This window comes from Paenibacillus thermoaerophilus (genome assembly GCF_005938195.1).
Lineage (GTDB): Bacteria > Bacillota > Bacilli > Paenibacillales > Reconciliibacillaceae > Paenibacillus_W > Paenibacillus_W thermoaerophilus.
In genome coordinates this window covers 60,783-81,580 of the sequence record NZ_VCQZ01000008.1, presented here as the reverse complement: position 1 = coordinate 81,580, position 20,798 = coordinate 60,783, and the positions used below count along the sequence as shown (strand labels likewise).

The window sequence follows — 20,798 nt, the reverse complement described above, 5'->3', positions numbered from 1 at the left end:
CCGTACCGCCCCCGGGACGATCTCTTTTCTTTCAACTTCTTTACTATAAATCCAAATGCTGTTGACTCCGGTTTGACACAGAACGGATACACTCCTCAATAAGGAAAATAAAACCTTTGGAGGAGCGCCATTATGAACAAAAAGATGGACCGCCGCACGTTTCTGTCTTACCTCGGGACCGGAGCCGCCGCGCTGGCCGCCGCGTCCGCGGGTCTCGGCACGCTGGAGGGAAAAGCCTCGGCCGCTTCGCCGACCGCCGACCATCTGTTCGGGTTCAAGACGAACAGAGTCAGCGGCTACTTCGAACCGATCTCTCCCTCGAAGCAGGACAAGCTACTGCTTCCCAAAGGCTACAAGTACGACGTCGTCGCCGCCATGGGCGATGTGATCAACGAAGCCGGCGAGAGATTCGGGGACGGATCGGACTACAACGCCTTCTTCCCGATCGACGGCTCCCACTCACGCGGCCTGCTGGTCAACAACCACGAATACACGGGCATCTTCAGCATCGGTCCGGTCAAGGACGGCGTCCTGACGCCGGAGCAGGTCAAGCTGAACCTGGAATACCAGGGCATGTCCGTCATCGAAGTGTACCGGGACGAAGCCGGCGTGTGGAAAATGGACACGAAGTCCAAATACGCGCGCAGAATTACGGGGTTCACACCGTTTGAGCTGACCGGTCCGGCCCGAGGCTCCTCCACGGTAGGCGGAGCGACGACGGTGCAAGGCACGTTCGCCAACTGCTCGGGCGGCGTCACGCTGTGGAATACGGTGCTTTCCTGCGAGGAAAATTTCAGCGAGACGGCCGCGTCCGCGAAGCTGAACGACACGCACTACGGCTGGGTCGTCGAGATCGATCCGTTCGACCGGACCTACCTGAAGAAACATACGGCGCTCGGACGGTTCAACCATGAGAATACGGCGATGGGCCTGTCGGCCGACGGCCGGGTCGTCGTCTACATGGGCGACGACAAGAAGGATGCCTGCATCTACAAATTCGTCAGCAGCGGCAAATACGATTCCTCGAAAGGCCGCCAAAACGCCGCTCTGCTTGAAGACGGAACCTTGTACGTCGCGAACCTGAAGTCCGGCAAGTGGCAGCCCGTCACGCTCGAAGCCGTGCGGAAGGTTATCGAGGATGAGAAATTCAAAGCACCCGCAGGCGTGTCGGCCAAGCGCGAGGAGCTTCTGAACAAATTCAATACGCAAGCGGACGTCGTCGTTTTCTGCCACGAAGCGGCTCTGCTCGTCGGCGGCACGCCGACCGACCGGCCGGAGGATATCGAAATATCGCCGTTCGACAACACCGTATTTATCTGCCACACCAACAACGACAGCCACGGCAACATCCACGGCCATATCACGCGGATCTTCGAGGCCAAAAACGATCTCGGAGCCGCCGAATTCGACTTCGAAATTTTCGCCGCGGGCGGCCGCCAATCGGGCTTCAGTTCCCCCGACAACCTGGCGTTTGATTCCAACGGCAACCTGTGGGTCGTCACCGATATTTCCAGCGGCAGTCAGAACAAAGGCGTGCATAAGGCGTTTATGAACAATGGCCTGTTCGTCATCCCGACGAGCGGCCCGAGCAAAGGCCAGGCGTTTCAATTCGCTTCCGGCCCGGTGGAGTGCGAGCTGACGGGTCCGTTCTTCACGCCGGACGAGCGCACGCTGTTCCTGTCGGTGCAGCATCCAGGCGAGGAAACGAAAGATCTGAACAATCCGACAAGCCGTTGGCCGCACCGGCCGGGCGACACGAAAGCGCGCGCCGCCGTCGTCGCTATCAGCGGCTTCAAGCTGGGCTAGGAGCGTGACGCAGATGCCCTTCGGCAATATCGGAATCGGCGGTTTGGTCTTAATCCTCCTCATCGCGCTGATCATCTTCGGCCCGTCCAAGCTTCCCGAGCTCGGACGAGCGTTCGGACGCACGCTCAGCGAGTTCAAGGGAGCGACCCGGGAACTCATGAACCCCGAGGATGAAGGCAAAAAAGATCCGGAATCCGCGCAGAAGTCCGCGCTGACGAACAAGTAAATGAAAAATCCGAACGAATTGAACCTGGTCGGACACCTGGAGGAACTGCGGTCGCGGCTGATTCGGACGATGGCCGCGTTCCTCGTCTCGATGGCCGGCGCGTTCCTCTGCGTCCGGGAGATTTACCGGTGGCTGGCCAGAGATTTGGACCAAAAGCTGGTCGTTCTCGGGCCCTCGGATGTCGTCTGGGTGTACATGATCATCGCGGGGACCGTCGCTCTCGCCGTTACGCTTCCGGTCGCCGCCTATCAGATCTGGAAGTTCGTGCAGCCGGCGTTGAGCCGGGAGGCGCAGCGGGCGGCGCTTCTGTATATCCCGGGCATCGCTCTCCTGTTCCTGCTCGGAATCGGCTTCGGCTACTTCGTCCTGTTCCCGACCGTCCTTCGCTTCGTGCACGGCATGGCGGCCGACGATTTCGCGGCGATGTATACCGCGGAGAAATACTTTACGTTTATGGTGCATATGACCGTGCCGTTCGGCTTGCTGTTCGAGCTGCCCGCAGCCGTCATGTTTCTCACCCGGCTCGGCGTGTTGAACCCGAACCGTCTCGCGAAGGCGCGGAAGCCGGCCTACTTTGCGCTGGCGGTCGTCGCCGTCGGTCTTACGCCGCCCGATATCGTATCCGATCTGATCGTGATCGCGCCCCTCTTTCTTTTGTACGAAATCAGCTTGGCCCTCTCCAGATTCGTGCACAGAAAGCAACTGAGGGTTCAAAACCGCTAATATCCGCCGGTTTCTATGAAAATTTCCCCCTCTGGAATTTCTTCCAGGGGGTATTCATTTGGGCGCGAATGTCTTATGATGAAGATAACCCAACCATTTCCAACATCGGGAAATATATAAACTCGCCTGCGAGTTTATATAGAATCCTTTTTGAAAGGAGTGAAAGTTAAAACGCTTTAACATTCTGCCAGGTGTCGATTGCCGCCCTGCTCCTGATGCCCCTATTAACTTGAGTAATGTAGAAGAAGGAGAAACCGTTCAAATTCAAGCGACGGAAACGAATTTTTTTGAAGGTTATAATATAACGGATTCATTGATGCAGGACTTCAAGGTTTCTTCCCATTAACAAAAGGAGCAATCAATCATTCTTTACGCACCTATATGCTCTCCTATGATCGAGACGGTAAGGTAAGACCTCGAATTACGAATACAAACACTTTTGTTGGCTATGGTTTAATTGGGAGTGATGGAGTTATTGGCAAAGTAGTTGATTTTACACAAAGTAACCAGTGTACAAATCGTAGCGAATGTACGATGGATAAGACGACACCCTTTTCAGGTGTCATGATTTATGGCTATTCTGCTCCGGTTGCACAAATTTATTATTCTGCTGATACGGATGAGAATAGCGTTACTATTAGCGAAATTACTGAATGGGATTACTGAAGAGGAATTAGAATGGAAAAGCGGGTCTTGCACAAGATCCGGACCACGACCTCTTATTCGAACCCTTGCATAGAATTGCTTGGTTTTGCTCAAAGAAACGGCGGCGCACGGGCGAAACCCGTGCGCCGCCGTTTCTTTGCGCGCCGTTCGAACTACCTTCAACCAATGGGACGGTTTTCGTTTGCCTCAGGGTTGGACCGAAGCGGCTTGAATCGCTCCGTACGCCCAGTAATCGGACGGCACGTCGCGCCATCGCGGCTCGCTTCCCGCGAGCGGTTCGATGGCCAACAATCCGTTTAACATGACGACCGCTTCTGCCCGCGTGATCGTCTGATCGGGGCGGAACGTGCCGTCTTCATAACCGTTAACGATGCCGGCCGCCCGCAGTTGCGCCACGGCCTCGCGCGCCCAATGGCCCTCCATGTCGGCAAATGCGCCGGACGAACCGTTGCCGCCGCCGGTCAGCAGAGGCGCCAAGACGGCGGCCATCTCCGCGCGCGTAATCGGTTGGTCGGGCTTAAAGCTGCCGTCGGCATAACCGTTCATGATCCGAAGCCGCGATACGTGCGAGATAAACGGCCGCGCCCAGTGGCTGTCCGGAACGTCGGCGAACGATACGTCCGCTTCCGCCGTCTCCGCGCTTGTGATTCGGGCGATCGCGGCCGCCGTCTCCGCACGCGTCAGCGTCCGCTCCGGGCGGAACGTTCCGTCCTCGTAACCGCGGATGTAGCCAGCCGCGGAATCCGGGCGTTCCGTCCCCCAGCCGTTTACTCGGACGGCCGAGAACGTGCTGAAGCGGCTGGCCGCAATCTGAACGCCTTTGGCGCCTTTGCCGTCCAGATCGACGACGGTTCCGCGGACGATCTCTTGACTGCCGTCGCTGTGCTCGATGTAGGCGCCCCACTGTTCAAGCTCATCATCGTCGACATCGATTCCGCTGTCCAACGGCAGCGCCAGAGTGACCGGACGGTTCTGCAGGTTGGTCTCAATCGTCACCGGACGGCCGCTCACCCGAATGTCGTTGTTGCCGCCTGCCGCCTTGACGATCTCTTCGTTGCTCTGCGACCGCCGTTCGAGTTCCTCGCGTTCCTTGTCCGACTTAAGCGGCACGATCCGGAAGGTTACGTCCTCCGCTCTCTCCTTCAAGGATGTGCCGGGAATGGCGATTCGCACATGACGGCTGGCCAGTACGAGATCGACTTGCTCCTGCGACAGCAGGGCGGACGCTTCCGCGCTGATCGTCAGGTTCCATTCGGACACTTCGTCTTTCGGATCGGGCAAGACGATGGCGGCGGTTCGGGCGCCGGCATTTCTTAACTGCTCGACGATATCTCCGGATGCCGCCGCATCGAGCTTCAACTCGTCGATGATCGCGCCGTTCGCGTCTTTGGAGCGCGTGATATCCAGCGTGACGGCGGCGGAGCCCTTCGCGGCTTCATCGAACTCGACATTTGTCCGAATCGTCTCTTTCTGCGGCCAAGCCGGGTAATAAGGCGCGGTTGCCGTTGCGTTCGGAAGAACGGTTATCGTCACCTTGTTGGACTCCACGGTAACCCCATTTAATGTAACCGTGACGGACAACTCGGTTGTTCCCGCGCTTAATGCGGTCACGACGCCTTGGCTGTCGATTTGCGCGACTTCGGGCCTGCTGCTTCTGTATACTTTGCCGGCCCCCGACAGTTCGAGCGTGCTGCGTCCTTTTTCAAGCAGTCCGGTCAATCGGGTGGCCCTTGTGTCGCCGATCTTCATCGGCTCGGAGGAAACGGCCAGGTTCGCTCCGACCAGACCGACGACCAGCGCGGGATCGCTATACTTCATCAGGACACTGCCGTTTTTGAAATAAAAATTGCCGAAATCGTCCTGCGCCAGCTTCTCCACATTGCTTTCGTAGAGAATGGTCATGGCCTTGGTCGACGCGTCGATCTTGAACATCTTGCTTGTGTACGTCTTGTCCGCGACATAGCCGGTGTAGAACGAGCCGTAGATGTTTTGGTCGGTGCCCACATGCAGATGGGCGTTGCCATAGGAGTAGTCGGCCGCCGGGAATTTATCGTCGCGGTAGATCACTTGCCGCGTCTTCGGGTCGTAGATAAAAAGCGTGCCGAGCGCCATTCCCCAAATGTTGCCGTCCGGGCCCCAGATCAGGGAAGAAAGCGCCTTTTTGCCCGCGACCGGCACGATGCCTTCGCCTTCCAGACGAGCCGCGGCAATATCGTAGATAACCAGCCTGCCGTCCGTGCCGTCCTGGGCTCCCGTCCCGATATACAGCTTGCCGTCGCGGTACAGCATCGTGTTCAACGAATGATTGGGAACGATGTTGCGCTTCACTTCGATCGTTCTCGTCGCCGGATCCAGGATGGTTAACGCTCCGCCCGTCTTGCCGGCGATCGGGTACGTTCCGATAAACACCTTGTTGAATTCCTCCACGCCTACCATGGCGATGGGCCGGTCTTGCTCGTTGCCGATTTGCAGCAAGCGGAGCGGATTGTTCGGCTTGCTCGCGTCAGTGCGGTTCCACGGCTGCGACGGATCGTATTCGAACAGGGTGGCGCCCGGGTATACGCCGAAATACATTTTGCCGTTTAACGAAGCGTAGCCTTCGATCTGGCCGATCAACAGTTGCCGCTCCGTCTCGTTTTTCGTAGGCGAGTAGATGCCCAGTCCTCCGCCGGAGATAAACCCCGCGGTCAACATTTTGCCGTCGAAGCTTTTGCCGATGCTGTGAATTTCCGCGAACTGCGGCGGCAAATCGAGCTCGGTCGTCCGGGTCTTGCCCGTAGCCAGATTGTAGTAGAAGGCGCGTCCGTTATTGCCCGCCAGACCGACCAGCGTTTGGCCGGGGTATTCCGGGTCTTGAAGCTCGACGTAACCGTAGGAGACCGCGACGTTTTTGACGTCGGTGTCCAGCGCTTTGTATTGATTCGTAACCAAATTGTATTCGAACAGTTTCACCTGCGAAGTCCCGTCCTCTTTCGGAACCGGCGCCGTATAAAAGACGCGGTTGTCGCCCGATGCGGGAGAAAAACCGCGGGCGTTGTACTGCGTATTCGCTTTGACCAGCCATTTTTTCGCGACCGTGTCGTACACGAACATCTGCGGGCCGGGATCGACGCGGACAAACAGTTTGCCGCCGGCATATCTCAGGTCGTATACGGCTGTTTTGCCGTCGAATTCGGGGATGGACAAATCCGTTACCGCCTTTGAATTCAGGTCGTAACGATACAGTTTGGCCGCGTCGCCTACGCCGGCATACAATACATGGGCATCCGGGTCATAAGCGAGGGAGCGTACATGCCGGTCGGCGGATACGCCCGGCCTCTTGAAAGAAACAAGTTCCTTCATGCCGGAAGCGGGATCATACTCGAATACCGACTGGGAATAACCCGTGCCGCCGTACACTTTGCCGTTTTTGCCGGGAACAAGCGTCCAGATGACGGTATCGCTGTTGATCGGCTTGCCGAGCGCGGTCATGGTTCTCGTCTGCGGATCGTATTGGAACAACGTGCCGTTCGGCGTGCTGCCCGCATACGCCTTGCCGTCCGACGCGACCGTGATCCCCCATGCGGCGGTTACGGGACTTCCATCGAGGGCGACCAGCGGATACGTCTCCAGCACTTCTTCCGTCTGCACGTCCGTCACCACAAACACGCCGGGATCGCCTTGCACGACGGTATACATCACATCGCGGCCTTGTTTGTTTTTGCCGTACGAGCCGGTCATCACCGTCAACGTCTGCGATTGCGGCCCCAGATCGGATATATAATGGGGCGTCGGTTTGACAACCAGGTTGATGTTATCGGCATAGAACCGGCCCGCTTTGTTGTCGCCCGGAATATACATGACTGCCCGAACGTAAGCGGCGTTTCTCGGTGCGGTCGCGGCGATCCGCGTCTCTCCCCAGACGTTGATCTGGTCCGGGACAAAAGCGCTGACCGTGGACAAGATCCGATCGCCGCTGTCGTAGAACCGCAGATCGACCTTGCCCCTCTCGCCGGAAGTCCATACCGTGTCGGCGGTCCATTCCACGTTGTAGAAGGGGGAGACCGGCGAAGAATCGCCGACCACTTCGCCGACGATATGGTCCACTTTGGTTGCGGTCGGGGGGACGGGAATTTCATCGCTGTCGTCCGGAACGCGAGTCAAAGCGATATCGTCGAGATTGAATCGAAACCATCTGCTTGCATCCGTATTGCTGATGATCAAGGAAACCTTGGCCGTTTTGGCGCCTTCGGGAGCGGTGAAGCTTGCTTCGCCGAACCGCCATTGGCCGTCCAACTCCGGTATACGGTCCATTCTCAGGAATTTCGTGAAATCCACCGGATTTCCCTGATCGTTTTTCCCTTTGATGAGCGTGCCGTTCTGGTCGTACATATAGACGTACAGCCCTGACATATGCCCCGACTGCGTCATGACATACGTGGACAAAAGGTACTCCGCTCCGGCTTCGATATTCACCCGATCGGAATGCAGTTCCAGCCTGCCCGTATTCATTTCGACTCTCAAGCTATGCGCGCTGTCTTTCCCTTTGCTGTCGGTAACGCTTACATTTGCGGTGCCCTGAGTCGTCAAAGTCCATCCCGGAATGCGGCCGTCCGCCACCGGCTCCTCGAATCCGCCGTTCAACAAGAGAGATGGATTGTCCGCCGCTGTAACAGAAGCTTCCGCTGCGAGAGCGACGCCTGTCGGACCTAGCGACGACAGCGTCAAACCAATAGCTAAAACAATGGCCAGACCGATTCTTGACGTTCGTTTCATGCTTATTCCTCCCCATGAGAATTGGCGGTATGCCTGCCTGCCGAGCAGTGGATTGATACCGTTTTCAATTTGGGCCTGTTTCCGAATATATCACAGAGATATTAAAAGGACAAGAAAAAATAGACCTGTTTTTTACCTGTATTTTTTTGTAGCGGCGTGTCGTCATCCGGGCCGTACGAATCGCGACAAAACTCCTTGTCGACCATGTTCTTCCATCCGCTTGCGCGGTTAGGCGCCGCCGCTTCAGGCATCCGGCTTGATCACCGCCCCTGTTGGCGGGAATAGCGACGCTTAGGAGGATCATCCGTGAAGCATATTCGTTTCATTATCGCGGCTTTCGCGTGGATTGCCGCAATTAGCGGCTGCGAAGGAGAGCTTCATCCGGCGAAACAAGAGGCAAGCGTTCCGAATCGGGAAACGGATGCGCCCCGGCCAAGCGCCGGCCGGTATCCAGGAACTAGCATCACGATCGAAACGGGCCACAACCATGTGGCGCAATCGGATATTTTTGACGAAAAAGCGGTTTGGGCCGGAGGCAACAACAATGATTGGACGATTTATGCGTATTCTTTTTCAAGCGGAGAAATTTCGACAATCGATTCGGCGCAAAACCATCCGCATGACGGCATTCCAGACCTGGCGCGCTTGTCCCTGTCGAATAACGGCTTCCTCTCCTGGACGAGCGATGAAGCGGATGAATCCGGCCATGCAGCAAAGGGCTTTGCCTAACCTCTTCAGGCTCCGGACGGATATCCAGAATCGCGACCGTCGAATATCCCAAGGCGTTGCCTTTTGCCTTCCGACCGAAACCCCGGCCCGTATCCCCAAAGCGGTCGCGAGCGAAAAAACGGAAAAGCTGAACGAGTCGCCAGGCATGCTACCGTACATCCGCAAGGACGGCGTGATCTGGCAGGAACAAGCGGGAGACCGGATCAACCTGAAAGCGGTTCGGTTGTCTCCGTAAACCGCCGGCTCTATGAAAATTTCCCCCCTGGAATTTCTTTCAGGGGGGTATGCTTTTTCGCCCAAATGCATTATGATGGGGGTAACCCAACGATTTCCAACAGCGGGAGATATATAAACTCGTTATTTGAGTTTATATAAATCCATTTTGAAAGGAGTGAAAGTTAAAACGCTTTAATTTTTGTCAGGTGTCGATTTGCCGCCCTGCTCATCATCTTAACGATTAGGAGGTAATGATGTATGATGCAAATTCGTTTGTCATCGCAAACATTCTCCAGGGTACTGCTGACGGCGGCTCTTATGGTTGTCTCGATCGTGCTGATGGCGTTTTTCGCGGAAAAAGCGTCCGCCCACGGATGGGTCGATTCGCCCGCCAGCCGCGCCATCCTCTGCAAGCAAGGGCAGAACACGGATTGCGGCGCCATCGTCTACGAACCGCAAAGTCTCGAAGCGCCGAAAGGCTTCCCGCTAAGCGGCCCCGCTGACGGCAAAATCGCAAGCGCGGGCGGTCTCTTCCCCAAGCTGGACGAACAATCGGCCAACCGCTGGACCAAGGTGGCGATCAGCGGCGGACAGACGACGTTCACCTGGAAGTTCACCGCGGCGCATGCGACCACCAGTTTCCGCTACTTCATCACCAAACCGAATTGGAATCCGAACCAGCCTCTCACCCGCGCCCAGTTTGACCTGACTCCGTTCTGCACGCAAAACTACAACGGCCAGCAGCCTCCCTTCACCTATTCTCACACCTGCAACGTTCCTTCGGACAGAACCGGATATCACGTCATTTTGGCCGTTTGGGATATCGCCGACACCGCCAACGCCTTCTACAACGTCATCGACGTGAATTTCCAAGGCGGAGGATCGTCCGACACGCAAGCGCCGACCGCCCCTTCGAACCTGAGAGCTGCGAACGTCGGCGCGACCAGCGTCAGCCTGTCCTGGGGGGCCTCCAGCGACAATGTCGGCGTGACCGGCTATCGGATCTACTCCGGCAGTAACGTCATCGCCACCGTATCCGGCTCGGCCTTGAGCTACGACGTGACGGGATTGACCTCCAGCACCACATACACCTTCAAAGTGACGGCCCTCGATGCCGCGGGCAACGAATCGGCCGCGAGCAATACCGTCACGGTGACGACCGGCAGCGTTCCCGTCGACAACAGTCCGCCGACCGCTCCAACCGGTCTGCATGTGATGGGCACGCCCGGCTCCAACAGCGTCCATCTGATGTGGGGCGCGTCCACCGACAATGTCGGCGTGGCGGGCTATCGGATCTATCAAGGCGGAACGTTGGTCGCGACGGTGAACGGAACGACTCTGGAGAAAATCGTAACCGGACTTGCGCCCGATACGACCTATACCTTCACCGTCCGGGCGTATGACGCCGCGGGCAACGAATCGGCGAACAGCAACGCCGTCAGTGTCAAAACCGCGCCCCCGCCGGCCGCTACGCCGTGGGCTCCCAACACGTCTTATACGGTGGGCCAGCTCGTGTCCTACAACGGCTTGATCTATCAATGCCGTCAAAGCCATACGTCGCTTCCGGGCTGGGAACCGCCGAACGTGCCGGCTCTCTGGCTGCAAGTGTAACGTCCGCCGCTCCCGCGCTTCGGGTGCGGGTATAAAGGCATAAGAAAAACCGCCCCTTTCGCCAGATCGGGGCGGTTTTTCGCGGCCTGCTCAGTTGACCGCGTGAATTTCGGTGAAGTCCTCTTCCATGAAGAGATCGTCCAGCGAGCTGAGCGTGCCGTCTTCCTCCACCTGGTACACGGAGATTTTGTCTCCGCTTACGCTTAATTCGATAAAACAGCCCCAACAATAAAATTGGTGGGAGCCGATTTTGCCGACATCCTTCGAACCGCAGTTCGGGCATTTGATCATGCGCTTCACATCCTACCTTGTCACTGTTCATCCGTATTGCCATCCTCGGGAACGAGGATGATCTCGCCAACCGACCAGCACGCCGGGGCGGGAAGCCATCTGCGGCCGTCCCGCAGGTCGTTCAGCCAACCTTCTGTCAATTCGAACCCTATTACAGGTGTAGCCAAAAGTTGCCCGAAATAAACGTCCGATACCGTTCCAAGCGATTCGCCCGCCTGCGTCCAGACCGGGGTTCCGATCAGACGCCGCTTTCCGCCGACGGTACCGATGTACTCGCGGACGGAACGAACCCGCACGAAATCCTCGCGGCTTGCCGCGACGACCGCTTCCGGACCGATCCGGCGGATTTTGTCAACCGGCAGCACAACCGCCGGCAACCGCCATCGGCCGGGCACAACCAGCAGCGCCTTCGGCTGCCGGTTCTCGCCCAGCAGCACATCCCGGACGTGCCCCAAGCGTCTCGCGCGCCGTTCTTCTACGATCGGCAGCCTGAGCAGGCTGCTCGCCCGTATGTACGGAACGTCAGGAGTGGCGAGGCTCACTTTTGCATTCCTCCCGCCGCGTATTTCCTGATATAGGCTTTCACGCAAACGCGAAGAATATACTTATTTACGTATTTTGCGGTAAAAGGTTTCAAACCGGCGGGCCGCTTCCGCCATTTCTTCCAGCGTATTCGACATCCCCACGCTGAATCGGACCGCGGAGCGCATCCGGTCCTCCGGCAAATCCATCGCGCGCAGCACATGCGACAGCTCCAGCGAGCCCGACGAGCAGGCCGAGCCGCTGGCCGCGCATACGCCCGCCAGATCCAGATTCATCAGCAAGGTCTCTGTCGACAACCCGGGAAAGCTTACGTTTAATATATGCGGCAGCCGGTCGACCGGGTGCCCGTTCACGACCATTCCGTCGGAACCGGCAACTTCGGCGAGCCGCGCCAGCAGCTCCGACCTCAGCGCCTCCAGCTTCGCCATCCGCTCCGGCAGATTGTCCAGCGCCAACCCCAACGCGGCGGTCATGCCGACGATGCCGGGCACATTCTCCGTGCCGGCGCGCCTGCCGCGTTCCTGCAGGCCGCCCCACAGTTGCGGCTCCAGCGCCGCGCCGCGCCGGGCGTACAGCAGGCCGACTCCTTTGGGTCCGCCGATTTTGTGCGCGGAGAAGCTGACGAAATCGGCGCCGATCGCCTTCAGATCGATCGGCACCGCGCCGAGCGCCTGCACCGCGTCCACATGATACAATGCGCCAACCGATCGCGCAATTTCGCCGATTTCAGATACGGGTTGTATCGTTCCGACCTCATTGTTGCCGTACATAACGCTGATCAGGAACGTATCCGGCCGGACGGCTTCGCGAATCGCCTCCGGCGACACCTGTCCCGTCGAATCGGGACGAACGTACGTCACTTCAACCCCTTCGCGTTCGAGTCTGCGGAACGCATGCAGCACCGCATGATGTTCGATGGCCGTCGTTACGGCATGGCGCCGTTCCTTCGGCCGGGCGTCCGCCGCCCCCAGAATCGCCAGATTGTCGCTTTCCGTACCGCCGCTCGTGTAGATCAGCTCGGCAGGCGATACGCCCAGCCGGGATGCGGCTTCATCCCGCGCCCGGCTGACTGCGACCCGGGCAGCCTGCCCATATCTGTGCAAGCTGGACGGATTGCCGTACGCCTGCGACCAGTACGGCAGCATCGCCTCCAGCACGCCGGGAGCCAGCGGCGTCGATGCCGCATGATCCAGATAAATGCTTGTCCGCTCCATGCTGTCCGTCTCCTCGTTAACCGGAACGACCGGTTAAATGTAAAACATGTAGCTGCCTGGCTCCGATCCGTCGTCCTGATACGCGATCAGGTGGGCCAGCGTCGTCGAATCGAGCACCTCGGCGATGCTGTTCTTGATGCGTATCCACAAGTCGCGTTTGGCCGGATCGTCCTCTTCCGTAAAGTCGACCGGGCTGATCGGTCCCTCCAGCACGCGGATTACGTCGCCAGCCGTGATCTCTTCCGGCATTTTGGACAAGATGTATCCGCCGTATGCGCCGCGGATGCTCTTGACCAATCCGGCGTTGCGCAACGGGGAAATAAGTTGCTCCAGATAATGCTCGGACAGCTGGTGTTTCTCCGCAATGCTCTTGAGAGAAGTTGGGCCTTCTCCGTAGCGGAGCGCAAGCTCCATCATAATCGTCAGCCCGTATCTTCCTTTCGTCGAGATCTTCAAAGTAACACCTCATCTGCCGTTATTGCGGCTATATTTCTAGTCATACGGGAATCATTCCGCGAAGCCGAATCGTCGGGCTCCGCCGGAAGGCGGCCGCTCCCCGTCGAACAGGCTCCGATAAGAGCCGGGGCTTATTCTCCATCCTTGCCAGATGCGAACCTGTTCAACCGGTATCGTTCGAGCGCCGGCTTTTCCGCAATCATTCCTATGTTATCATAATGTTTCATCGATGGGTACAGCAAACATGCATTTCCTGAACCAATTTTCATTGGGAGGGCGGTCTGTGGTACAATAATGTTGCGTTTTAATTATACGATGCAAAGGAGCGAGATAGATGGATATGCGGACTAGCACGATCGGCAAACCGCCCGAGTCTACCCGGGTCGTCGTCGGCATGTCGGGCGGCGTAGACTCCTCGGTCACCGCGCTCCTGCTCAAACAGCAAGGGTACGAGGTCATCGGCATCTTCATGAAAAACTGGGACGATTCCGACGAGTTCGGCCATTGCACCGCGGAAGAGGACGCGGAAGATGTCCGCCGGGTGTGCGGCCAGATCGGCATCCCTTTCTATACGGTTAATTTCGAGCGGGAGTACGCGGACAAAGTGTTCGCCTACTTCCTCGACGAATACCGCAAAGGACGCACTCCGAATCCGGACGTCCTGTGCAACCGGGAGATCAAGTTCGGCGAGTTCCTGAACAAAGCGCTTGAGCTGGACGCCGACTATATCGCCACCGGCCATTACGCCCGGCTCCGGCGCGGAGACGACGGACGCATGCAACTGCTGCGTGGCGTGGACGCCAACAAGGACCAGTCGTATTTCCTGATGATGCTGAGCCAGCAGCAACTGGCCAAAGCGATGTTCCCGATCGGCCATCTGCCGAAGCCGGAAGTTCGCCGCATCGCCGAGGAAGCGGGACTGGCGACCGCCAAGAAAAAAGACAGCACCGGCGTCTGCTTTATCGGCGAGCGCAATTTCAAGGAATTCCTCAGCCACTACCTGCCGGCGCAAAGCGGCGAAATCCGCGATCTGGACGGCCGGGTGAAGGGGCGTCACGACGGGCTCATGTATTATACGCTCGGCCAGCGCCAAGGTCTTGGCATCGGAGGCTCCGGCACGGGCGAACCGTGGTTCGTCGCCGGCAAAGATCTGCGCGAGAACGTCCTGTATGTCGTGCAAGGAGACAAACATCCGGCGCTGTATTCGCAAAGCCTGCATGCGACCGACGTCAACTGGATCGCCGGCACGCCTCCGGCCGCGGGCTCCTTCCGCTGCACAGCCAAGTTCCGGTACCGGCAGCAAGACCAAGCGGTGACGGTGACGCCGCGCGGCGACGGCACCTGCGACGTCGAATTTATGGAGCCGCAACGGGCCGTTACTCCCGGACAAGCGGTCGTGTTCTACGACGGCGACGTCTGCCTGGGCGGAGGCCTCATCGACTCCGTTAACGGCGGGTTCCAAAGCTGGCTGGCCGAACGGGAATTGGCCGCGGCCGCCCGCTGAGCAAGCCGGCCATAGATCGAAGGGGCAGCCCCCGACGAAGTTCGTTTCGACTTCGTTTGGGGGCTGCCCCTTTTCGATAGGCTCCGGCGCCGGTTACAGCTTGACGATTTTGCCGGTCGCTTGCGACTCGAACGCCGCGAGAATGACCCGCAACGACTTCAGCCCTTCCTCGCCCGAGATGGAAGGCGGCGTTCCGGTCCGGATGCTGTCCACGAACGCGTCGATGACGCCGCTGGTCGTCTGCTTGTCGTTGGTCGCAATCGCGCCGACCGTATGACGCTCCACGGAGCCGTTGCGCAGCTCCACGATAACCTGGTCTTCCGGATGCGTGCCGATCTTCATCACGCCGTTCTCGCACCACAGCACCGTGCTGTTGTCTTCGCCCTTGTAATAGGTCCAGCTTGCGACCAGCGTGCCGACCACGCCGCTTTTCATGCGCAGGATGCAGCTTGCGTTGTCGTCCACGTCGGTGTCCTTTTTGTCCAGCGTGGAGATAAACGAAGCGACTTCGGCCACCTCGTCGTTCAGCAGCCAGCGGATCAGGTCCGATTTGTGCACGCCGAGGTCGCCCATCGCGCCCATCGCCGCCTTCGATTTGTCGAAGAACCAACTGTCGCGGCCGTCGATGCTCCATCTTTCCGGTCCCGCATGCCCGAACGAGGTGCGGAAGGTCAGGACGCGGCCGAGGATGCCGGATTCGAGGATTTGCTTCGCCTTCACGTGCGGGGGCATCAGCCGCTGGTTATGCCCGACCATCAGGTATACGCCGGCGGCACGGGCCGCCTCGATCATCGCTTCTCCTTCTTCCACCGATACGGCCATCGGCTTCTCGACCAACACGTGCGCGCCGGCCTTGGCCGCCGCGATCGCGGCGGGAGCGTGCAGCACGTTCGGCGTGCAGACGCTGACCGCGTCCGGCTTCAGCTTGGCGAGCATCTCTTCATAGTCGAGGAACGCTTCCCCGCCGTATTGATCGGCGTATTCCTGCGCGCGGCCCGGCACCGGATCGGCGAAACCGACCAGCTCGACGTCGGAACGGCCGGCATACTCGGGAATGTGGCGAACCTTGGCAATTTTGCCGCAGCCAATAATGGCGACTCTCAACTTGCTCATCGACGATTCTCTCCTCTGTTCGGTGTTGGATTGCAGTATCAGGAGCGCGTTCGGTGTCGGCGCTTCTTACAGCTTCGCCAAATAATGCTCGCGCAGCCAGTTGAAGCTGTTGGCCACGCTGACGATCGGCGGGTTGTCGCGGCAGTTGTCCTGCTCCACGACCAGCCACTCGGCACCGGCGTCGGAGGACGCCTTCAGCACGTCGGCCAGCGGCACGATGCCGCGTCCCAGCTCTTTCGTGTAGAACGTTCCGTCTTCTGTCGGGGCGTAATCCTTGAAGTGAACGAGCGGAAGGCGTCCCGCGTAACGGGCGATGTACGCCAGCGGGTCCTGTCCGGCGCGGTGCACCCAGCAGACGTCCATCTCGACCTGCACGGAATCCGGAGAGGTCGAGCCGTACAGCGCGTCGAACACGAATTGGCCGCCGACCCGCTGTTCGAACTCGAACGCGTGGTTGTGATAGCAGAACACGATGCCGTGCTTGCGGCATTCCGCGCCGATCGATTCCAGCTCCTTGAAGAGGCTCGTCCAAGCCTCCTCCGTCTGATACTGCTCGACGGGGAGCCACGGGCAGGCGATCGTGCCCGCGCCGATCGTCTTCGCATACGCGATCTCGCCCTGCAGATTGTCGCGAAGCGCTTTCAGGCTGACGTGGGAGCCGACCGCGCGCAGTCCCGTCTCCTCCAGCAGCCGCTTCATCTCTTCGGCGCTCAAGCCGCCGTAGCCGGCGAACTCCACGCCTTCGTACCCGATCTCGGCGACCCGCCGGACCGTTCCCTTAAAATCTTCCGCCAACGGTTCCCGCAGCGTATAGAGCTGCAGGGCGATGCCCATCCTCCTCATCGTCACACCTCGTCAGTTGTCGTATTTGATTACATTATAGGCCAAACGCGCTATAATCTCATATAGACATACCGGTTATCACATGAACAATTTTGCTGCGAATTCGGCAAGGAGGGCTTCCCGGTGAACGGTTCCTGCGAAATATTGTCGGCCGGCTATTCCTATCACACGCAACCTCTGCATCTGGAGAGCATGTCCGGCGTCACGTATTATTTGTTCCGCCTGCAGACGGAAGGCCGGTGCAAAGCTTATACGGGGGGGCGCATGACGACGATCGAAGCGGGGGATTTGCTGCTGTACCGTCCCGGCGATCCGTACGAGCTGATCGTCGGCGAACACGAGAACGGCCATGCCGCAGGCAAAATATCGAGCGGAGACTATTTCGTCATGTGCCGGGGCCCGTGGGTGGACGAGTGGTGGAAGCGCTCGTCCAGACCTTCCCTCGTGCGGACCCGGTCGAGCGAGCGGCTTGTCGAGCTGTGGCGGCAGCTCCTGCTCGAGCACAGGCGGATCGGCCGCCAGAACCCGGAGCTGCTGGAATATTTGCTGCGCTGCCTGCTGCTTCTGATCGACCGCGCGATCACCGAGACGTCGTCGCCCGGACGGCATGCGTATATCGGCGAGCGGATGAAGCGGTATATCGAAGAGAACGCCTACCGGCCGTTCAAGGTGGAGGAATTGGCGCGGCACGTCGGCCTGAGCGTATCGCGCGCATCGCATCTGTTCAAGGATTGCTTCGGCACAAGCATCATGCAATACGCGATGGACGTCCGCTTGTCCACGGCGGCCGAGCGCATCCGCTACAGCTTTCTGTCGCTGGAGCGCGTCGCGGAGACGTCCGGCTTCGCCAGCTACACGTATTTTCACCGCGCGTTCCGGGCCCGCTACGGCATGTCGCCGAGAGAGTACCGCCAGAAGTGGCGCGAGAGCTGACCCTCGCGCGGACGGCTCCCCGGCCTTCTTAATCCCGCAGCAACTCGCGCATCTCGCACCACTTGATGACGCCGCCTTTTCCCACGGCGCCGCAGCTACCGGCCGTTTTGACCGTTCCCGGCTTCGGGAACGCATAACGACCGGAGATGCTCGTCGATAATCGCCTCCAGCCGCTCGGCCGGCAAGGCGTCGGGACGCAGCAAATGATGAACGGCCAGCCCGTCGATTAGGGCATACAGCTTCTCCTGCTCGATGTCGGCTTGCAGATCGGGCTTCGCCAGCCCCTCCTTCACCAGCGTATCGATTACGAATCGGGAGACGCCGTGCATGTCGTCGTACATTTTGTCGCTGAGCTTTTTCAGTTCGGGATCGTGGACGGCCTTGGCGCTGAACGATAACCACACCTCCATCTCCAGCCTTCTGTCCTCGTCCACCGGCAAAAATTGCAAAATCAGCATCTTCAGCACGGTCAGAACGGAGCCGTCGAATTTCATCGTCTGAAAGCGGGCATGAATCCGGTCCACAAACAGGTTCATGCAATAAGCGAACAACTCCGCTTGGCTGGCGAAATAATGGCGCATCGAGCCGACGGACAATCCGGCTTCCTGCGCGATGTTGCGGACGCTCGCCTGCTCGAGCCCGCCTCTCCGGATCACCCGCAACGCAGCCTCGGCGACCCGCTGTCTTTGTTTTTGGTGATCTACGATTTTCGGCATAGCTCTATTATACAGGTTTTGATTTTTTTAATACAACGTGTTATATTGACTTCGGTTTTAATCATACACTGTACTAAAACAGAGAGTGAACGGGATGGAACAGCATGCGGCGTGCATCCGCATGCTGGATATATGGCGGGGATTCGCCATACTGAGGACGCTCGGGACGAATATTTGGATCTTCGCCTATCTGGGCGATCTGAATATGCTTTTTACGTTTGAACGGTGCGATAAATGCGGCGGGCCTCCGGGCGTAACAACAAACAAAAACAGCCCGGGGACACGCTCCCGGACTGTATCACTTGCCGTCCATTCCGCGGCGGCGCAGTTGGTTTTGGCGGATTTTCCCTTCCGTCCCCTGCTCCGTCGCGTCGTATAGATGGAGATTGCCGAGCGCCTCCGGATAATACTGCTGCTCGACGTAATGGCCCGGGTAGTCGTGCGGGTACTTGTACCCCTTGTGCCCGAGCTGCTCCGCGCCCGCATAATGCGTATCGCGCAGGTGCATCGGCACCTCCGCCTGCGTCAGCCGCTCCACGGCGGCCTGACCCCGCGACAGCGCGACCGCGACCGCGTTGGATTTGGGGCTCTCCACCGCGAACAGAATCGCCTGCGCAATATTGTATTTCGCTTCCGGCATGCCGATCTTGTGGTACGCGTCCATCGCCGCCACCGCCTGCACCATCGCTTGCGGATTGGCGAGGCCGATATCCTCGCTGCAGGCGACGATCAACCGGCGGAGGAACGTCATCGGGTCCATGCCGAGCCGGTCGACCGCGTACAGGAACCAGAACAGCGCGGCGTCGCTGGAGCCGCGCACGCTCTTGTGGAACGCCGACAGCACGTCGTATTGGGTCGAGCGGTCGGCCTTGATCGTCGGCTGGCGCACCGACTCCTCCGCGACCTCCAGCGTGATCACGATGCGGCCGCTCGGATCGGGCGGCGTCGTCAGCGCGGCCAGCTCCAGCGCGTTCAGCCCGCGGCGGATATCTCCGGCCGCGACCTGGGCGATGTGGGCCAACGCCTGCTCCTCCGCGTCGATCGGCAGGTCGCCCAGTCCTCTCTCCCGGTCGGCCAGCGCCCGGCGCAGCGCGATCATGACGTGCCGTTCGTCCAGCGGCTGGAGCTGGTACAGCGTCGAGCGGGACAGCAGGGCGCGGTTCACGTGATGGAACGGATTTTCCGTCGTCGCCCCGATCAGCGAGATGACGCCCTGCTCGACGGAAGGCAGCAGCGCATCCTGCTGCGCGGTGTTGAACCGGTGCACCTCGTCGAGGAACAGGATCGTACGCCGGCCGTACATCGACTTCAGATCGCGGGCGCGGTCGATCACCGCCCTCACATCCTTGACCGACGCGTCAACGGCGTTCAGCCGGGTGAATTCCGCCTGCGTATGGTTCGCGATGATGTTCGCCAGCGTCGTCTTACCGCAGCCCGGCGGTCCGTACAGCAGCATGGAGCCGATCCGGTCGGCTTCGATCGCCCGGCGAAGCTGCTTGCCGGGAGCGAGGATATGCTCCTGGCCGATATATTCGTCCAGCGTCCGGGGACGCATCCGGTCCGCCAGCAGCCGGCCGGACGTATCGGACTGGGCGCCGTAGCTGAACAGATCGTCCATCTCCATCGGAGATCAGCTCCCGCCGGTTGCGGACTCGGCTGCTTGTCCTCCCGCTTCCTTGCGGGCCTTCTCCAGCAAGTCTCTCACGACGACGCTGACCATAATCAGGCCGGCGACGGGCGGCACGAACGCGTTGGACGCGGGCGGCTGCTGAGCCTTGCGGATCTCCGGCGCGTTCTCCGGCACGATCCGCTGGGTGACGTCCTGGCGCGGCTTGATCGGCTCCTCGGTCGAGAAGACGACTTTGACGCCCTTGCGGATGCCTTTTTTCCGCAGATTTTGCCGGATCACCCGCGCCAGCGGATCGACCGTCGTCTTCGAGATGTCGGCGACCTGGAACCGCGTCGGGTCCATTTTGTTCGCCGCGCCCATGCTGGAGATGATCGGAATGTTGCGCTTCAGGCATTGTTCGATAATGTGAATTTTGTACGTGACCGTGTCGGAAGCGTCAATCACGTAATCCAGCGGGTACTCGAACACCTTCTCGTACGTCTCTTCCGTGTAAAACATTTTAAGCGGCACGGCGTCGCATTCCGGATTGATGAGCTGGATGCGTTCGCGCATCAGCTCGGCCTTCGGCTGGCCCACCGTCGTGGTGAGCGCGTGCACCTGGCGGTTGACGTTCGTAATATCGACGACGTCCTTGTCGATCAGGATGATGCGTCCGATGCCCGTACGGGCAAGCGCCTCGGCTGCGATGCCGCCGACGCCGCCCAGACCGAGCACCGCCACCGTGCTGCACCGCATGACATCCAGCCCTTCCGGACCGATCGCCAGCTCCGTGCGCGAGAATTGATGTAGCATGTTCGTTGCTCCTTTCGTGCAGTCGTCCGGA

At 59.2% G+C, this 20,798-nt stretch carries 17 protein-coding genes and 1 pseudogene; 8 read left to right on the top strand and 10 right to left on the bottom strand.

What is annotated here, in order from left to right; all coding sequences use genetic code 11:
- The first annotated feature begins 132 nt into the window (after positions 1-132).
- The 3 genes from FE781_RS07585 to tatC are packed head-to-tail and all read left to right on the top strand — an operon-like array spanning position 133 to position 2,755.
- On the top strand, positions 133-1,806 hold the full coding sequence (locus tag FE781_RS07585) for a PhoX family protein (protein ID WP_170209453.1): 1,674 nt from the start codon (positions 133-135) through the stop codon (positions 1,804-1,806).
- A 13-nt stretch (positions 1,807-1,819) separates the two neighbouring features.
- A complete protein-coding gene (gene tatA, locus FE781_RS07580) occupies positions 1,820-2,032 on the top strand; it encodes a twin-arginine translocase TatA/TatE family subunit (protein ID WP_138789009.1) in 213 nt (70 codons plus the stop codon).
- Entirely contained in the window at positions 2,033-2,755 is a 723-nt protein-coding gene (tatC, locus tag FE781_RS07575; protein ID WP_138789008.1) for a twin-arginine translocase subunit TatC, read from the top strand.
- Between the two features lie 852 nt (positions 2,756-3,607).
- Here tatC and FE781_RS07570 read toward each other — a convergent pair.
- Positions 3,608-8,176, bottom strand: coding sequence for an S-layer homology domain-containing protein (locus FE781_RS07570; RefSeq protein ID WP_138789007.1), 4,569 nt, complete (start codon positions 8,174-8,176; stop codon positions 3,608-3,610).
- 306 nt (positions 8,177-8,482) lie between these two features.
- Here FE781_RS07570 and FE781_RS07565 point away from each other — a divergent pair, with 306 nt between their 5' ends.
- Both FE781_RS07565 and FE781_RS07560 read left to right on the top strand, forming a co-directional pair.
- Positions 8,483-8,905, top strand: a complete 423-nt coding sequence (locus FE781_RS07565) for a hypothetical protein (RefSeq protein WP_138789006.1) — start codon at positions 8,483-8,485, stop codon at positions 8,903-8,905.
- Positions 8,906-9,379: 474 nt separating this feature from the next.
- Positions 9,380-10,732, top strand: coding sequence for a lytic polysaccharide monooxygenase (locus FE781_RS07560; protein WP_138789005.1), 1,353 nt, complete (start codon positions 9,380-9,382; stop codon positions 10,730-10,732).
- Positions 10,733-10,822: 90 nt separating this feature from the next.
- Here FE781_RS07560 and FE781_RS07555 read toward each other — a convergent pair whose 3' ends face one another.
- The 4 genes from FE781_RS07555 to cymR all read right to left on the bottom strand — a co-directional run bounded on the left by FE781_RS07555 (position 10,823) and on the right by cymR (position 13,236).
- A complete protein-coding gene (locus FE781_RS07555; RefSeq protein WP_138789004.1) occupies positions 10,823-11,023 on the bottom strand; it encodes a hypothetical protein in 201 nt (66 codons plus the stop codon).
- Positions 11,024-11,043: 20 nt separating this feature from the next.
- Positions 11,044-11,565 (bottom strand): PRC-barrel domain-containing protein, encoded by a 522-nt coding sequence (locus tag FE781_RS07550; RefSeq protein WP_170209452.1) that lies wholly within the window; start codon positions 11,563-11,565, stop codon positions 11,044-11,046.
- A gap of 63 nt (positions 11,566-11,628) precedes the next feature.
- Positions 11,629-12,780, bottom strand: coding sequence for a cysteine desulfurase family protein (locus FE781_RS07545; protein ID WP_138789002.1), 1,152 nt, complete (start codon positions 12,778-12,780; stop codon positions 11,629-11,631).
- Positions 12,781-12,813: 33 nt separating this feature from the next.
- Positions 12,814-13,236 carry a cysteine metabolism transcriptional regulator CymR gene (gene cymR / locus FE781_RS07540; protein WP_138789001.1) on the bottom strand — a complete coding sequence of 141 codons (423 nt, stop codon included), beginning with the start codon at positions 13,234-13,236 and terminating at the stop codon, positions 12,814-12,816.
- A gap of 334 nt (positions 13,237-13,570) precedes the next feature.
- Here cymR and mnmA point away from each other — a divergent pair, with 334 nt between their 5' ends.
- Positions 13,571-14,740: a tRNA 2-thiouridine(34) synthase MnmA gene (mnmA, locus tag FE781_RS07535; protein ID WP_281281879.1), complete on the top strand. Its 1,170-nt coding sequence runs from the start codon at positions 13,571-13,573 to the stop codon at positions 14,738-14,740.
- Positions 14,741-14,833: 93 nt separating this feature from the next.
- Here mnmA and FE781_RS07530 read toward each other — a convergent pair whose 3' ends face one another.
- Both FE781_RS07530 and FE781_RS07525 read right to left on the bottom strand, forming a co-directional pair.
- Positions 14,834-15,853, bottom strand: coding sequence for a Gfo/Idh/MocA family protein (locus tag FE781_RS07530; protein WP_138789000.1), 1,020 nt, complete (start codon positions 15,851-15,853; stop codon positions 14,834-14,836).
- Positions 15,854-15,919: 66 nt separating this feature from the next.
- Positions 15,920-16,696, bottom strand: a complete 777-nt coding sequence (locus FE781_RS07525) for a sugar phosphate isomerase/epimerase family protein (RefSeq protein ID WP_138788999.1) — start codon at positions 16,694-16,696, stop codon at positions 15,920-15,922.
- A 123-nt stretch (positions 16,697-16,819) separates the two neighbouring features.
- Here FE781_RS07525 and FE781_RS07520 point away from each other — a divergent pair, with 123 nt between their 5' ends.
- Positions 16,820-17,629: an AraC family transcriptional regulator gene (locus FE781_RS07520; RefSeq protein ID WP_246068095.1), complete on the top strand. Its 810-nt coding sequence runs from the start codon at positions 16,820-16,822 to the stop codon at positions 17,627-17,629.
- A 95-nt stretch (positions 17,630-17,724) separates the two neighbouring features.
- Here the strand turns inward: FE781_RS07520 and FE781_RS07515 are convergent, their stop codons facing one another.
- On the bottom strand, positions 17,725-18,345 hold the full coding sequence (locus FE781_RS07515) for a TetR/AcrR family transcriptional regulator (RefSeq protein WP_138788998.1): 621 nt from the start codon (positions 18,343-18,345) through the stop codon (positions 17,725-17,727).
- A gap of 94 nt (positions 18,346-18,439) precedes the next feature.
- Between FE781_RS07515 and FE781_RS17765 the strand changes: the two are divergent.
- Positions 18,440-18,568, top strand: a pseudogene (locus FE781_RS17765) (DUF418 domain-containing protein); the annotation flags it as partial.
- 75 nt (positions 18,569-18,643) lie between these two features.
- Here FE781_RS17765 and FE781_RS07505 read toward each other — a convergent pair.
- Together FE781_RS07505 and FE781_RS07500 are read right to left on the bottom strand one after the other, a co-directional pair.
- Positions 18,644-19,963, bottom strand: a complete 1,320-nt coding sequence (locus FE781_RS07505) for a replication-associated recombination protein A (RefSeq protein ID WP_452459914.1) — start codon at positions 19,961-19,963, stop codon at positions 18,644-18,646.
- A 12-nt stretch (positions 19,964-19,975) separates the two neighbouring features.
- Entirely contained in the window at positions 19,976-20,767 is a 792-nt protein-coding gene (locus tag FE781_RS07500; protein ID WP_138788996.1) for a tRNA threonylcarbamoyladenosine dehydratase, read from the bottom strand.
- Between the last annotated feature and the right edge of the window lie 31 nt (positions 20,768-20,798).

Excerpts from the sequence above, each read along its gene's own strand:
- FE781_RS07555 (WP_138789004.1), bottom strand. The coding sequence starts at position 11,023 with ATGATCAAATGCCCGAACTGCGGTTCGAAGGATGTCGGCAAAATCGGC.
- FE781_RS07515 (WP_138788998.1), bottom strand. The coding sequence starts at position 18,345 with ATGCCGAAAATCGTAGATCACCAAAAACAAAGACAGCGGGTCGCCGAG.
- FE781_RS07585 (WP_170209453.1), top strand. The coding sequence starts at position 133 with ATGAACAAAAAGATGGACCGCCGCACGTTTCTGTCTTACCTCGGGACC.
- FE781_RS07570 (WP_138789007.1), bottom strand. The coding sequence starts at position 8,176 with ATGAAACGAACGTCAAGAATCGGTCTGGCCATTGTTTTAGCTATTGGT.
- tatC (WP_138789008.1), top strand. The coding sequence starts at position 2,033 with ATGAAAAATCCGAACGAATTGAACCTGGTCGGACACCTGGAGGAACTG.
- FE781_RS07530 (WP_138789000.1), bottom strand. The coding sequence starts at position 15,853 with ATGAGCAAGTTGAGAGTCGCCATTATTGGCTGCGGCAAAATTGCCAAG.
- FE781_RS07505 (WP_452459914.1), bottom strand. The coding sequence starts at position 19,963 with ATGGACGATCTGTTCAGCTACGGCGCCCAGTCCGATACGTCCGGCCGG.
- mnmA (WP_281281879.1), top strand. The coding sequence starts at position 13,571 with ATGGATATGCGGACTAGCACGATCGGCAAACCGCCCGAGTCTACCCGG.
- FE781_RS07560 (WP_138789005.1), top strand. The coding sequence starts at position 9,380 with ATGATGCAAATTCGTTTGTCATCGCAAACATTCTCCAGGGTACTGCTG.
- FE781_RS07525 (WP_138788999.1), bottom strand. The coding sequence starts at position 16,696 with ATGAGGAGGATGGGCATCGCCCTGCAGCTCTATACGCTGCGGGAACCG.
- FE781_RS07545 (WP_138789002.1), bottom strand. The coding sequence starts at position 12,780 with ATGGAGCGGACAAGCATTTATCTGGATCATGCGGCATCGACGCCGCTG.
- tatA (WP_138789009.1), top strand. The coding sequence starts at position 1,820 with ATGCCCTTCGGCAATATCGGAATCGGCGGTTTGGTCTTAATCCTCCTC.
- FE781_RS07500 (WP_138788996.1), bottom strand. The coding sequence starts at position 20,767 with ATGCTACATCAATTCTCGCGCACGGAGCTGGCGATCGGTCCGGAAGGG.